The 13,884-nt window shown below is 35.4% G+C and carries 14 protein-coding genes; 9 read left to right on the top strand and 5 right to left on the bottom strand.

The window, feature by feature from the left end; translation table 11 throughout:
• The 9 genes from coaBC (at window position 1) to WBM60_RS04905 (ending at window position 9,743) form a co-directional block, all read left to right on the top strand.
• Window positions 1–1,206, top strand: a complete 1,206-nt coding sequence (coaBC, locus tag WBM60_RS04945) for a bifunctional phosphopantothenoylcysteine decarboxylase/phosphopantothenate--cysteine ligase CoaBC (RefSeq protein ID WP_424259918.1) — start codon at window positions 1–3, stop codon at window positions 1,204–1,206.
• On the top strand, window positions 1,199–2,092 hold the full coding sequence (locus WBM60_RS04940; RefSeq protein WP_424259917.1) for a DUF4835 family protein: 894 nt from the start codon (window positions 1,199–1,201) through the stop codon (window positions 2,090–2,092). Before coaBC ends, WBM60_RS04940 begins: the two co-directional genes overlap by 8 nt.
• A gap of 60 nt (window positions 2,093–2,152) precedes the next feature.
• Window positions 2,153–3,805 (top strand): DNA repair protein RecN, encoded by a 1,653-nt coding sequence (gene recN, locus WBM60_RS04935; protein WP_424259916.1) that lies wholly within the window; start codon window positions 2,153–2,155, stop codon window positions 3,803–3,805.
• A 126-nt stretch (window positions 3,806–3,931) separates the two neighbouring features.
• A complete protein-coding gene (locus tag WBM60_RS04930; RefSeq protein ID WP_424259915.1) occupies window positions 3,932–4,744 on the top strand; it encodes an enoyl-ACP reductase FabI in 813 nt (270 codons plus the stop codon).
• Window positions 4,745–4,812: 68 nt separating this feature from the next.
• A complete protein-coding gene (locus WBM60_RS04925; protein ID WP_424276949.1) occupies window positions 4,813–5,829 on the top strand; it encodes a glycosyltransferase in 1,017 nt (338 codons plus the stop codon).
• The gene (locus tag WBM60_RS04920) at window positions 5,829–6,785 is read left to right on the top strand and encodes a CdaR family protein (protein WP_424259913.1); all 957 of its coding nucleotides are present in this window, start codon (window positions 5,829–5,831) and stop codon (window positions 6,783–6,785) included. The genes WBM60_RS04925 and WBM60_RS04920 overlap by 1 nt, the downstream gene beginning before the upstream one ends.
• Window positions 6,782–7,369, top strand: coding sequence for a dephospho-CoA kinase (gene coaE, locus WBM60_RS04915; protein WP_424259912.1), 588 nt, complete (start codon window positions 6,782–6,784; stop codon window positions 7,367–7,369). Before WBM60_RS04920 ends, coaE begins: the two co-directional genes overlap by 4 nt.
• A gap of 79 nt (window positions 7,370–7,448) precedes the next feature.
• Window positions 7,449–9,029, top strand: a complete 1,581-nt coding sequence (locus WBM60_RS04910; RefSeq protein ID WP_424259911.1) for a sensor histidine kinase — start codon at window positions 7,449–7,451, stop codon at window positions 9,027–9,029.
• A 6-nt stretch (window positions 9,030–9,035) separates the two neighbouring features.
• Window positions 9,036–9,743 carry a response regulator transcription factor gene (locus tag WBM60_RS04905; RefSeq protein ID WP_299163102.1) on the top strand — a complete coding sequence of 236 codons (708 nt, stop codon included), beginning with the start codon at window positions 9,036–9,038 and terminating at the stop codon, window positions 9,741–9,743.
• 50 nt (window positions 9,744–9,793) lie between these two features.
• Here WBM60_RS04905 and WBM60_RS04900 read toward each other — a convergent pair whose 3' ends face one another.
• Genes WBM60_RS04900 through WBM60_RS04880 form a run of 5 tightly spaced genes read right to left on the bottom strand, consistent with a single transcriptional unit; the run spans window position 9,794 to window position 13,860 of the window.
• Window positions 9,794–10,294, bottom strand: coding sequence for a gluconokinase (locus tag WBM60_RS04900; RefSeq protein WP_424259910.1), 501 nt, complete (start codon window positions 10,292–10,294; stop codon window positions 9,794–9,796).
• Window position 10,295: 1 nt separating this feature from the next.
• Window positions 10,296–11,210 (bottom strand): tRNA (adenosine(37)-N6)-dimethylallyltransferase MiaA, encoded by a 915-nt coding sequence (gene miaA / locus WBM60_RS04895; RefSeq protein WP_424282817.1) that lies wholly within the window; start codon window positions 11,208–11,210, stop codon window positions 10,296–10,298.
• Entirely contained in the window at window positions 11,210–12,046 is an 837-nt protein-coding gene (locus WBM60_RS04890) for an ion transporter (protein ID WP_424259908.1), read from the bottom strand. Before WBM60_RS04890 ends, miaA begins: the two co-directional genes overlap by 1 nt.
• Window positions 12,043–13,164, bottom strand: coding sequence for an exonuclease domain-containing protein (locus WBM60_RS04885; RefSeq protein ID WP_424259907.1), 1,122 nt, complete (start codon window positions 13,162–13,164; stop codon window positions 12,043–12,045). The genes WBM60_RS04890 and WBM60_RS04885 overlap by 4 nt, the downstream gene beginning before the upstream one ends.
• Window positions 13,165–13,203: 39 nt before the next feature.
• A complete protein-coding gene (locus WBM60_RS04880; protein WP_424259906.1) occupies window positions 13,204–13,860 on the bottom strand; it encodes a YggS family pyridoxal phosphate-dependent enzyme in 657 nt (218 codons plus the stop codon).
• Between the last annotated feature and the right edge of the window lie 24 nt (window positions 13,861–13,884).

Genomic DNA, 13,884 nt, shown 5'->3' with positions numbered 1-13,884 from the left:
ATGTTAGGCGGCAAGAAAATCCTTTTGGGTATTACCGGGGGTATCGCTGCTTACAAAACCACTTTTCTGGTTAGATTGTTTATCAAAGCGGGCGCTGAAGTTAAGGTTATCTTAACTGAGAGCGCTCTTTCATTTGTTACCCCTCTTACCTTAGCTACCTTATCAAAGAATCCTGTACTTACCAGTTTTATCAAGGAAGAGGAAGCGAGCCTGGATTGGAACAACCATGTTGATCTTGGCTTGTGGGCTGATATAATGCTTATTGCTCCCGCTACAGCCAATACCCTGAGTAAAATGGCAAGTGGCACCTGCGATAATTTATTACTGGCTACCTACCTCTCCGCTAAATGCCCGGTATTCTTTGCTCCGGCAATGGATCTTGATATGTATAAACATCCAACAACAATAGCGAGTCTGAAAAAATTACAGACTTTTGGTAATATCATGATTCCAGCAGGTAAAGGTGAATTGGCAAGCGGATTATTTGGGGAAGGACGTATGGCAGAACCAGAAGATATTGTGCAGTTTATGCAGGAATATCTTTCCAGTAACTTGCCACTAAAAGGGAAAAAGTTATTGATTACAGCCGGACCCACATACGAAGCCATAGACCCTGTGCGCTTCGTTGGCAATCATTCCTCGGGTCTTATGGGGTTTGAATTAGCGAAAGCAGCTGCCAGACTTGGGGGAGAAATTGTGTTGGTATCAGGCCCTTCCCATTTAATATTGGATAACCCGGCCATAGAAATAATTAGGGTGGTATCTGCTCAGGAAATGTTTAATGCCGTTCATAAGTATTATAAAGAATGCGATATTGCTATATGTGCTGCTGCAGTATCTGATTACAGGCCTAGTAAGGTTTCCGAACAAAAAATAAAAAAAGAATCTGAAACCCTTCAAATTGATTTTGTTAAAAATAAAGATATTCTATTATCAATGGGAGATCAGAAGAAGGATCAATATTTAGTGGGCTTTGCATTGGAGACTGAAAACGAGCTTGAGAATGCCAAAAAGAAATTAATAAAAAAGAACTTAGATGCCATTGTTCTGAATTCGCTTAATGACGAAGATGCCGGGTTCGGGAAAACAACAAACAAAATAACATTTATAGATAAGAATTTAGAGATAAAAACGTTTGAAGTTAAGAATAAGGCTGAAGTAGCCATAGACATATTGAACGAAATCATCAGCAAGGGTCATGCGTAATTTTTTAATTCTCCTATTTAGCCTTCTTTGTGCTAATTATATTAGTGCCCAGGAACTTAATTGTACAATTACAGTTAATGCAGATCAGGTAAACCAGACAAACAGACAAATATTTGGAACTTTAGAACGTGCATTGAATGATTTTGTCAATAAAAGCCAATGGACGAATAGGGTTTACAATGAAAATGAGAAGGTTAATGCCAGGATGTTTATCACAGTAACGGACTACACATCTGACAGATTTAGTGCAAATATTCAGATTCAGTCTTCTCGTCCCGTATTTAATACCTCTTATGAAAGCCCTATTTTTAATTATAAGGACAACCAGTTCAATTTTCGATATATTGAGTTTGAACCTTTGGTTTATAACCCGAATGTTTTTGATTCTAATTTGGTTGGCGTTATCTCCTACTATGTATACATAATACTCGGTTTGGACGCAGATACTTTTGCACTGGAGGGTGGTACGGAATTTTACAAAGAGGCACAGCAAATTGTAACCCAGGCTCAGGGCAGCAGTTTTTCGGGCTGGAGGCAAACAGCTTCTGATAACAGGACACGATTTGAATTGGTTGATAACCTCCTGTCAAATACTTTTAGAGAATATAGAATTGCCATGTATAATTATCACCGAAAGGGGTTAGATATTTTAGGGGACAATAATAGCACTGGCAAGCAAGTGATAGCAGGCTCTATGAGGTTGTTTGAGACTTTAACGCAAAGAAGACCTAACGCATTTTTAATACAAACTTTCTTTGATGCCAAATCTGAGGAAATACAAGACATATTTTCTGATGGGCCTAAAGTAGATATTGTTGCCCTAAAAGAGACCTTAAATAAAGTAGCTCCATTTTATTCCACAACCTGGGATGAAATAACATATTAACCACTTCATTTTCATTCCAATAATAATTTATCTTTACAGACCATATTATATAATATAGCTGTGCTGATAAATCTGTCTATAAAAAATTATGCATTAATAGATAATCTCAATGTAAACTTCACAAGGGGATTTACTACTATTACGGGTGAAACGGGAGCTGGAAAGTCAATTCTTTTAGGTGGCCTTTCCCTGGTTTTAGGGAAACGGGCTGATATGACTTCTCTAAAAGATAAAGGAAGCAGATGTGTTATTGAAGCCATTTTTGATATCAAAAATTATAATTTAGAATCATTTTTTAGTAAGCATGATCTGGAGTATGATTCCAATACTATTGTGCGCAGGGAAATTCATCCTGGCGGTAAATCGAGAGCATTTGTAAATGATTCTCCTCTTACACTCGATATATTAACACAACTGGGCAAACGACTTGTTGATATTCATTCACAGCACCAGACATTGCAGTTGACTGAGCACGATTTTCAGTTAAAATTGATTGATGCTTTTGCAGACAATACAAAGATCCTGAATTCATACAATACTAAACTGGCAAAATACAAAGCTACTTTACAGGAATTTGATGAGCTTATTGAGTTTCAAAAAAATGCTAACAAAGAGCATGATTACAACACTTTCCTATTAAATGAATTGGATGCTGTGTATCTTGAAGATGGGCTTCAGGAAAAATTGGAGGATCAATACCAACAATTAAATAATGTTGAAGCCGTTCTAGAAAACCTATCCAAAGGAAATCATCTGTTGAGGGATGAACAAATGGGGATTGTAAGTTTACTGCAGGAACTTAAACTTATATCAGGAAAGCTATCGGTAATTGGAAGCAAGTTTGCAAATCTTAAGGAACGAATTGATTCAGTTTTTATTGAATTAAAAGACATTGCCGAAGAAATACAAATTCTGCAGGAATCTATTGAACCTGATCCGGGGAAACTTGAGGAAATTAATACTAAATTACAGGTTATATATGACCTGCAAAGAAAACATGACGTATCCAAGGTCTCTGAATTAATTGTTATAAGAGAATCACTTACAAACAAGGTTAGTGCCACACAAAATCTTGAAGACGAAATTCAAAATAAAAGAAATTTACTTGAGGTACAAAAGAATGAGTTGGATAAAGACGCCAATTTGTTATCTGTTCGACGAAAAACAGTAATTCCGGAAATAAAGGAAAAACTTGAACATTCTTTGCACTCCCTGGGTTTACCCAATGCTACTTTCAATATTGAGGTTATTCCAACTGAAGATTATAAAATAAACGGCATTGATACGCTAGTCTTTTTGTTTTCCGCAAATAAAGGGTCGGATTATAATACTTTAAAAAAGGTTGCTTCTGGAGGAGAACTATCTCGTATTATGCTTGTAATTAAATCGATACTTGCCCGCTACGAACAATTACCGACTCTAATGTTTGATGAGATAGACAGTGGTGTTTCCGGTGAAATATCAAACCGAATGGGCGATATTATGCAAGAAATGAGCCGGAACATGCAGGTTTTTTCTATAACGCATCTTCCTCAAATTGCTTCCAAAGGGGATCATCATTTTAAAGTATTTAAAACAGATAAGGGCGATAGTACTCAAACGCAAATGAAAGAATTGCTGGAGGATGAAAGAGTATTTGAATTGGCGGAAATGCTTGGAGGAAAGAGCCTGTCAGAATCAGCTCTTGCACATGCCCGGGAGCTTTTGAATTAAAAAGGTAAAACGAGCCTTTAGTTTTATTTTTCCCTTTCATAGTGTGTTTCAAATATCCTATTGGAGCGGTTTAGTTTCTACTTTTTTAGATATCTTTGACATCAAATAAATACAAAGGACTTTAACATGGCATATAACTTATTAAAAGGGAAGAAGGGAATTATTTTTGGAGCACTTGATGAAAATTCAATTGCATGGAAAACGGCCGAGCGTGTGCATGAAGAAGGAGGTATATTTGTTCTCACAAATGCGCCAATTGCCATGCGTATGGGTCAGATTAATGCCCTGGCAGAGAAAACTGGTTCACAAATAATTCCTGCAGATGCCACCAGTGAAGACGACTTGAATAATTTGATTGCAAAGTCAATGGAAATACTGGGGGGAAAACTGGATTTCGTTTTACACTCAATTGGTATGTCGGTTAATGTCCGTAAAGGTCGTTTATATACGGATGAAAAATATGATTTTACAACCAAAGGGTGGGATGTTTCTGCACTTTCATTCCATAAGGTTATGCAAAGTTTATACAAAGCAGATGCAATGAATTCATGGGGAAGTATAGTGGCATTGACCTATATGGCTGCGCAACGTACTTTTCCGGATTATAATGATATGGCAGACAATAAAGCTTATCTTGAATCTGTGGCCAGAAGTTTTGGCTACTTTTTTGGCAAAGAGAAAAAGGTAAGAGTTAATACAATTTCTCAATCTCCAACCCCAACTACAGCTGGACAGGGTGTAAAAGGTTTTGATGGCTTTATTAATTATGCGGAAAAGATGTCTCCCTTAGGTAATGCAACTGCTCAGGATTGTGCAGATTATACCGTATCTCTCTTCTCAGATCTTACAAGAAAAGTGACGATGCAGAATTTGTTTCATGATGGTGGTTTTTCAAATACAGGTGTAAGCCAGGAGGTAATTGATCATTTTACTAAATAACAGCATCTAAAATATTAGAAAGCCATCCTGCACTGGGGTGGCTTTTATGTGTATACCCTTATTTAGATATGGAACTTTCTTTTTCTTTAATCATTCCTGTATTTAACAGACCTGATGAAATTCGCGAACTGCTGGAGAGTTTGTTGTATCAGTCTTATGATAAATCCTATGAAATAGTCATTATTGAAGATGGCTCTGTTACAACGGCCAAATCTGTTATTGAAGATTATAAAGGATCATTAAATATTACTTATCTTTTCAAAGATAATACAGGGCCAGGAGATTCCAGAAATTTCGGTATGCAGCAAGCTAAAGGAAATTATTTTATAATATTGGATTCAGATTGCGTAATTCCTGTCAATTATCTGGAAAAGGTAGCAGTTTCCTTAAACAGCAAATACGTTGATTGTTTTGGTGGCCCTGATGCTGCACATGAGTCATTCTCAAATATCCAGAAGGCCATAAATTATGCCATGACTTCTATTTTCACTACTGGAGGTATCAGGGGGAATAAGAAAACTGTCGATAAATTTCAGCCCAGAAGTTTTAATATGGGGATTTCTAAAAAGGCTTTTGAAGATTCGGGAGGCTTTGGAAATATACATCCGGGAGAGGACCCGGACCTAAGTATGCGGTTATGGGAAAAAGGGTATGAAACCAAATTAATTAGAGAGGCTTTTGTTTACCATAAGCGAAGAATAAGTTTTAATAAATTCTTATTGCAGGTTAAAAAGTTTGGTATGGTACGTCCAATTCTTAATAGCTGGCATCCAGGTTCTTCCAGAATATTCTACTGGTTCCCTTCCCTTTTCTGTATAGGGTTTATAATATCTATAGCAGGGTTGTTCATTGGGTCGGCAAGATATCTATGGCCCATTATACTTTATGCCGCATATTTTGCGTTTATTTTTTTAGATGCCTTAATAAAGAATAAAAGCCTTGTAGTTGGCCTTTTGGCCGTTATTGCCGTTATGATTCAATTTCTCGGCTATGGTTATGGTTTTCTAAAATCAGTAATCTTGGTTAATTTTACCAAAAGTAAACCACAGGAACTTTTTCCCGAATTATTTTTTAAGCAAATTTAATGGAACAGAAAGACATCAAAAGAAGTAATGACAAAAGAAAGATAAATATCTTTTTAATCTTCCTTCTGTGTTCTTTCCTGGCCTGGCTTGTAAGCAGATTATCTGAGACCTATGTTGACCGGACTACTTTTGACCTGGAGTATATCAATGTACCGGACAGTCTCCTTTTAGCTGACAATTCTTTCAAAAATGTTGATGTAAGACTTAGAGCCAGTGGGTTTCAGTTCTTAGGGTTTTATTACAATAGAAAAAAAATTAAGATTGATCTATCTACTATGGCTAATAATCAATCAGATTTTTACGTTACCCAACTTGATTTCAGGAAACAGATAGAGAGCCAATTATCTGCTTCTATGACCCTTTTAGAATTAGATAGGGATACGCTGTTTATAGATTTTTATAAAGTTGAATTAAAAGAGGTTCCCATCACTCCAAATATTAGCTTAAACCCGGCCCAGAATTATCTTGTAGACGGGAAATTAAAGATAGAGCCTTCACTAATCTCAATAACAGGACCAAAAAAGGAGTTGGACGTTGTAAATTCAATCTCAACGACGGAAGTTGAACTCAATGAAATTAGTGAGGATTTTTCCATAGTAGTTGACTTGGTTTTGCCAGAAGAACTAAAGAACTCTGTACTTTCCATAAAAAAAGTAAGAATCTCCGGGAATGTTTTTCGATTCTCTGAAAAGTTACTAGAAATTCCAGTGGAGGTTATTAATCTTCCGGAGGGAACTCAGATAAAAACTTTTCCCAACACAATTGCAGTACTTTGTAAGGCCAGAATAGATCGATTAAAAGATATTAACCCTTTAGACTTTAAAGTTGTGGCTGATTTTCAGGAACATAGAGGTGATAATCAAAATCTTCAGGTAAGCCTAATTGAACAACCCAACGATGTGTATAGTGTTCAACTAATGATGAATGAAGTGGAATTTATTCTGAAACGTCAATGAATATTATAGGATTAACAGGTGGGATTGGCAGTGGAAAAACAACAGTGGCCAAAATGTTTAAAGAATTGGGTGTTCCTGTTTATAATTCAGATTTGAGGGCTAAAAAGCTAATGAATAATTCTAAAGAGATTAAAACTGCTGTTATTAATCTGTTGGGAAAAGATTCATATGTACTGGATAGCTTAAACAAAAAGTATATAGCGGATAAGGTTTTTAACAATAAGGAATTACTTCAAAAGCTGAACGCAATAGTGCATCCGGCTGTTAAAAATGACTTTATGGCGTGGGTAAAAAGGAAAAAAACTCCATATGTGATCCAGGAGGCAGCAATACTTTTTGAAAACAATTCCTATACCAATTTTGATAAGATAATACTTGTAAAGGCCCCAAAAGAAGCCCGTTTAGAAAGAATAATGGCAAGAGATAATGGTTCAATGGAAGAGATCTTGGCACGAATGGAGAATCAATGGGACGATTCTAAAAAAATTCCTTTATCTGATTATATTGTCGAAAATATAGACTTAGATCAGACTAAATTACAAGTTGAACAGATTCATCTCCAACTTACCAAAATAGTAGTCTAACGGCTTTTTTAACATTTTTGTTAAGGTTAGGTTAAACAGGCGATTCGCTAAATGTTAAATTTTTAAATTTACTAAATAGATGAATAAGAGATTATTTGTTAGTCTGGTCATATTAATGAGTCTCTCTCTTATTGGGATTATCTCTGTACAACTGTATTGGATAAAAAGTTCTGTTGAAGATAAAGAAGAGCAATTTTCAAATGCAGTTTCAGAAGTTCTTAATAAAGTAACGGACAAAATTGAAGACCGTGAAATGGACGACTATTCTGAGAGATTTTTAAATCTTAAGGATAGTGTAGGGGAGTTTAAAAGTTCCCATTTGAGTAACATATTTTTTATTGATCGTGATTTAAATTCTAACGAAATTCTATTTTACTCGCATGGAATTTTGGAAGAAGATTATAATATCGGATCTACGTTCTTTGACAATGGCAATGGTAATGATACAACAACAATAAAAAATTACACCAGTAAACGTACTAAAACAGTTTATAAGGAGGATTTTGGATTGGATGGTAAAAGCTATAAACTAAATCCGATACAAAAATTGGAGAAAGTAGGTGGTTTATCATCCATAGACAAGGCAATTTTTGACGATGTCTATAGGGAATATGCAGAAAAAGTTCCAATTCACAAACGTGTTTCAAAGCAAGAGATAGAATTATTACTGGACCGTGAGTTGGAAAACCGGAATATGGATATTGAATATGAGTATGGAGTCTATAGCAAGGGTCTGCCTACTAAAGTAAAGTCTAAAAGATTCAAATTTGGAGGTACAACAGTTTATAAAGCTCCATTCTTTAAGAACAGTGAGGGAATAAGTAATTTTACACTCTTGTTGTCTTTTCCCAAAAAGAAGAAGTTCTTACTTCAAAATATTATGGGAATGGCGATTTTATCTTTGGTTTTCACTCTTATAATAGTTGTGGCATATTCGGGGGCAATTTATCAGTTAATTAGACAAAAGCAAATCTCAGAAATAAAGTCAGATTTCATTAATAATATGACACATGAGTTTAAAACACCCATTGCTACAATAAACTTGGCGGTTGAAGCGATCAAGAATCCTAAAATTATTGGAGATCAGGAAAAGGTACAACGGTACCTGCAAATGATAAAGGAAGAAAACAAAAGAATGCATGCTCAGGTTGAAAATGTACTTAGGATCTCGAAACTAGAAAAAAATCAATTGGATATAAGTAAGGATAGGGTAGACATTCACGACATTATTAATAAATCAATTACTCATGTTCAACTTCTGGTAACCGATAGGGGAGGGTATATTCACACCCATTTAGATGCTATAAGATCTGAAGTGTTGGCAAATGAAATGCATTTTGGAAATGTGATAGTAAACATCCTGGATAATGCTGTGAAGTATTCACCAGAAGCACCTAAAATTGATATTTTCACTGAGATTGCCAATAATTATATTGTCATTAAAATACAAGATCAGGGTGCAGGAATGAGTAAAGCGGTGTTGAAAAAAGTATTTGAAAAATTTTATAGAGAACACACCGGAGATATACATAACGTTAAAGGACATGGGCTAGGGTTGGCTTATGTAAAAAAAATAGTAGAGGATCACCAAGGGGAAGTTTATGCTGAAAGTGAAAAAGATAAAGGAAGTAGCTTCTATATTAAACTACCATTAATTTAATAATTTATGGAAACAGCAAACAAAAAAATACTTTTAGTCGAAGACGATCCTAACTTTGGAATCGTGTTAAAGGATTACCTATCCATGAACGATTTTGATGTTACTTTGGCAAAAAACGGCATGGAAGGTTTTGAAAAGTTTAAAAAAGACAATTATGACGTCTGTATATTGGATGTGATGATGCCTTATAAGGATGGGTTTACCCTGGCAAGGGAAATTCGGGAGAAGAATGAGAACGTTCCAATTGTTTTTCTCACAGCCAAAACTATGAAAGAAGATGTTCTTAAAGGTTATAAAGCAGGTGCTGACGATTATTTGAACAAACCATTTGATTCAGAAGTTTTGCTTATGAAATTAAGGGCTATTCTTCAGAGAAAGGCTTCTAATACCTTGGCTGACAGTAAACAATTTGAATTTAATATTGGAAATTTTCACCTAAATTCTAAGTTAAGGTTTCTAAAATATAAAGACGAAGAGCCAATAAAACTCTCGCCAAAGGAAAATGAATTATTAAGATTGCTGGCTTTGCATGAGAATGATCTTATGCCCAGGGAGTTGGCCTTGACTAAGATATGGCGTGATGACAATTATTTTACATCCAGAAGTATGGATGTTTATATCGCCAAATTGCGGAAGTATCTTAAAAGAGATGATGTGGTGGAGATTCTTAATATTCATGGCGAAGGATTCAGGCTGGTAGTAAAAACGCAGTAAAATATAATAAATAAGGTGAATTAGGCATCCAATAATGGATGCCTTTTTTATTAGTACTTTATTAACTCTAAGATTCGGTTAACTATTTTCTCAGGAGGCATATTTATTGAAACATTTATGGCCTTTTGGGGTACCTCCAGGGTTTCAAACTGAGATTTAAGAAGTTCTGCAGGCATAAAATGACCTTTTCTTTGGCGCAAGCGGTTCATTACGTCTTCAAAAGAACCACTTAAATAAATCCACCTTGCATATTCCTGAAGATTTGCGTCTAATATACGCCTGTAGGATTCTTTCAATGCAGAACAACCTATAATTGCACCTTGTTCACGCTTAGCAAGGGCTATTTCATTTAATCTTAATAACCAACCCATTCGATCATTATCAGTTAACGGTTGTCCGGAGGCCATTTTTTTTACATTGGTTTTAGAATGAAAATCATCCCCATCATAAAAAGGTATTTTGAGTTCATTTGCCAGTAAGCTCCCAATAGTAGATTTACCACAGCCTGAAACCCCCATAATAAAATAAACTTTTGGATCCGCCTTTATCATTCTAGATGGTGTTTTTCAAATGTATAATTTTATCCAGTATCTCATCAAATGGAGTAGCGAAGTCTACCCAAATAATATCCTTATTTTTTCCAAACCATGTCAATTGCCTTTTTGCAAACCGACGTGTATTTTTCTTTATTTCTGAAATAGCAAAATCAAGGTCCCATTTTCCATCAAAAGAGTTAAAAAGTTCCTTGTAACCTACAGTCTGTAAGGCATTTAAATATTTATGTTTATATAATGATCTGGCTTCCTCAATAAGTCCGTTTTCTATCATGGTGTCCACTCGCCTATTTATTCTATCATAGAGTACGCTTCTTTCTGCAGAAAGGCCTACTATAATGGATTTGAATGGTCGAGGAGGCTTTTCTTTATTTATAAAGGAAGAATAGGTTTTACCTGTACCAAGGCATATTTCCAGAGCGCGAATGACTCTATGGGGGTTTTGAATATCTACTTTAGCATAATATTCTGCGTCTAGTTCTTTAAGTTGATTTTGTAAAACTTCGATTCCTTCCTGTTTAAGAATTGAATTTAATTTGGTTCTGATTTCCTTATCAACCCTGGGGAAAGCATCTAAACCGTAAATAACTGCATCAATATATAAGCCGCTGCCACCCACCATGATGGCAATATTGTATTTCTTAAAAAGGATATTGAGTACATTTAAGGCAACCTTTTCAAAATCCCCTACATTGTATATTTCCTGAATACTCTTATGTTGAATAAAATGATGAGGTACGGATTCTAATTCATGTCTGGAAGGAACCGCTGTGCCAATGGACATTTCCTGGTAAAATTGTCTGGAGTCCGCGGAGATGATCTCAGTTTTGAAATATGTTGCCAGGTCTATAGCTAATTTTGTTTTCCCTATTGAAGTGGGCCCTACAACTGTGAGAAGGTATTTACCAGACATTATTCATCGCCTAATTTATGACCACAACTCCTGCAATATTCAGCATCCCTGCGTAGAATTTCAGTGCCACAGGAAACACAACTCCTCCCCATATCGGCCTCCTTAATATCCTTATTCATAGTAGTATATTCGGCTGACACAATACCTGTTGGAACAGCGATAATGCCATAACCAATAATCATAATAAAAGTGGCAATAATCTGTCCCAGTCCGGTTTCCGGTGAAATATCACCGTAACCAACTGTAGTTAAGGTAACAATGGTCCAATATACGCTATGTGGGATACTGTTGAACCCATGTTCTGGTCCTTCCACCAGGTACATGATCGTACCCAGTAATATGGAGATTACTAAAACAAAGAATACAAAAACAAAGATCTTGGTTTTGCTGGCCCGTAAAGCCCGCATTAAATTATTAGACTCCCCGACAAATCTTACCAGTTTAAGAATTCTAAAGACGCGCAATAAGCGTAAAGCCCTAAATGCTGTAATATACTGGGAACCGCCTATAAAATAGGACAAGTATTTTGGAATGGTAGAAAGAAGGTCAATGATACCAAAAAAACTAAAAACATACTTTGTTGGCTTTTTTATACAAATAAGGCGAAGGATGTACTCCAAAGTAAATAAAATAGTAACTGCCCATTCCGAAATATTAAGAAATGAATGGTATTTCGTATCTATTCTGGGAATACTCTCCAGCATAACAATAATTACGCTATATACAATTACTATTAATAGAACTATATCAAATAGCTTACCTGCCGGCGTATGAGTGCCATAAATTATTTCGTGAAGCTTATATTTCCAGCCTTTTTTTGGTTTGAATTCTGTCACGGGTTATTTTTCAATTCAATTATCTCAAGTACTTTTTTTTCTCTCAGGTATGATTCAATAATTTTTCTGGCATACCGGGAGTTATTCATAGGTGTAATAATAGATTCTAAGATATGAATATTATTAATTTGATAATTAAGGTTATAGAAACCCAAACCACAAAATTCCCCATTCTTGATTAGTATAGCACTGCGTTCACCAATTTCCCTGCCCTTGTCAATAATGATTATATTATCTGATAAAACATCACAGCCATTTATTTGTACAAGATGTTTTTTATTTGGGGATGCAACTTGTTTCCCTTGAATATTATATTTGGGTTTGTTCTTAATGAGTTCTTCATTTTCTTTTAGTAATGCCACTAATTCATTGCCAGTTTTTTCATAGGTAACCTTTTTGGTCTCTTTTTGAATTTGTCTGGCCAGGTCTCCACTTTTTAAAAAGTGACGGTTCAATCGTTTTTTAATATTGTTACTTTTGCCCAGGAAAATTATATCGCCATCTTTATTGTGCATGTAATAGACACCAACCTCTGTTGGCATACTTTCCACAATATCCAACTGCCTTTGTGAGAGTTCACCCAATGACTCTTCACGCACAATTTCTTTGATTATGGACTTATCACTGTCTTTAGTAAGTAAAAGTTTGAATAATTTTAATGTAGCCAGTGCATCGCCGTTAGCCCTATGGCGGTCACTAACTGGAATGCCTAATGAGCGTACCAATTTACCCAGGCTATGCGATTCCGCATCCGGGATCAATCTTTTTGACAAATCCACAGTGCACAGGGTCTTCCTCTCGAAATCAAATCCTAATCTTCGAAATTCTGTACGTAAGATTCTATAATCAAATTGAGCATTGTGAGCAACAATGACGGTATCTTTAGTAATTTCAACAATGCGCTTTGCCACTTCATAAAATTTAGGAGCAGTGCGCAACATTTTGTTATTAATACCCGTGAGATTAACTACAAAGGGTTGAATTTCTTTTTCAGGATTTACAAGGCTAATGAATTTATCTACAACCTTATGCCCGTCAAATTTATGAATGGCAATTTCGGTTATCCCTTCTTCATTATATTTTCCTCCTGTAGTTTCTATGTCAAGTATAGCGTACATACACTGTTTTAGAACAAAATTGTGGTATTCCTATTTAGATTAGTAATTTCTAATACCAAAGATACTACTTCCTATGCGTACCATTGTACTGCCCTGTCGAATTGCAATTTTATAATCTCCGCTCATACCCATGGACAGAACATTTACATCGGGTATTCTATTTTTTAATTTTGAGTAGATTGAATATAAATATGAAAACTCCTTAGCTACTTGTTCTTCGTTATCGGTAAAAGTAGCCATACCCATCAAGCCCTTTATATTCACATTTTTGAGATTTCCAAACTCTTCTGAACCTATTAATTCAAATAACTCTGTTTCATTAAGTCCAAATTTTGTTTGTTCCTGAGCGATATGCACCTGAAGCAAGCAGTTAATCTTACGATTATGTTTTATGGCTTGTTTGTTAATCTCCTTTAGCAGTTTTAGGCTATCCACGCCATGAATTAACGAGACAAACTCACCCATGTATTTTACCTTATTGGTTTGCACATGGCCTATCATATGCCATTCTATATCTTTGGGTAATTCACTCCATTTAAGAGCCATTTCCTGAATTTTGTTTTCCCCAAAAATACGCTGGCCAGCTTCATAGGCTTCCATTATTTCTTCATTGCTTTTTGTTTTGGATACGGCAACAAGGCTTATCTCTTTGGGAAGATCATCGAGGATTTTAAGTAGATTTTTTTTTATGGACACTTATTTTTTATTTGAAATTAGTCA

Origin of the sequence: Eudoraea sp. (genome assembly GCF_049669105.1) — a bacterium.
Lineage (GTDB): Bacteria > Bacteroidota > Bacteroidia > Flavobacteriales > Flavobacteriaceae > Eudoraea.
This window is presented reverse-complemented; position numbering and strand designations above follow the sequence as displayed.

Bases quoted from the DNA above. Each gene is read 5' to 3' on its own strand.
- coaBC (WP_424259918.1), top strand. From the start codon at position 1: ATGTTAGGCGGCAAGAAAATCCTTTTGGGTATTACCGGGGGTATCGCT.
- WBM60_RS04940 (WP_424259917.1), top strand. From the start codon at position 1,199: ATGCGTAATTTTTTAATTCTCCTATTTAGCCTTCTTTGTGCTAATTAT.
- WBM60_RS04930 (WP_424259915.1), top strand. From the start codon at position 3,932: ATGGCATATAACTTATTAAAAGGGAAGAAGGGAATTATTTTTGGAGCA.
- WBM60_RS04925 (WP_424276949.1), top strand. From the start codon at position 4,813: ATGGAACTTTCTTTTTCTTTAATCATTCCTGTATTTAACAGACCTGAT.
- WBM60_RS04920 (WP_424259913.1), top strand. From the start codon at position 5,829: ATGGAACAGAAAGACATCAAAAGAAGTAATGACAAAAGAAAGATAAAT.
- coaE (WP_424259912.1), top strand. From the start codon at position 6,782: ATGAATATTATAGGATTAACAGGTGGGATTGGCAGTGGAAAAACAACA.
- WBM60_RS04910 (WP_424259911.1), top strand. From the start codon at position 7,449: ATGAATAAGAGATTATTTGTTAGTCTGGTCATATTAATGAGTCTCTCT.
- WBM60_RS04905 (WP_299163102.1), top strand. From the start codon at position 9,036: ATGGAAACAGCAAACAAAAAAATACTTTTAGTCGAAGACGATCCTAAC.
- WBM60_RS04900 (WP_424259910.1), bottom strand. From the start codon at position 10,294: ATGATAAAGGCGGATCCAAAAGTTTATTTTATTATGGGGGTTTCAGGC.
- miaA (WP_424282817.1), bottom strand. From the start codon at position 11,210: ATGTCTGGTAAATACCTTCTCACAGTTGTAGGGCCCACTTCAATAGGG.
- WBM60_RS04885 (WP_424259907.1), bottom strand. From the start codon at position 13,164: ATGTACGCTATACTTGACATAGAAACTACAGGAGGAAAATATAATGAA.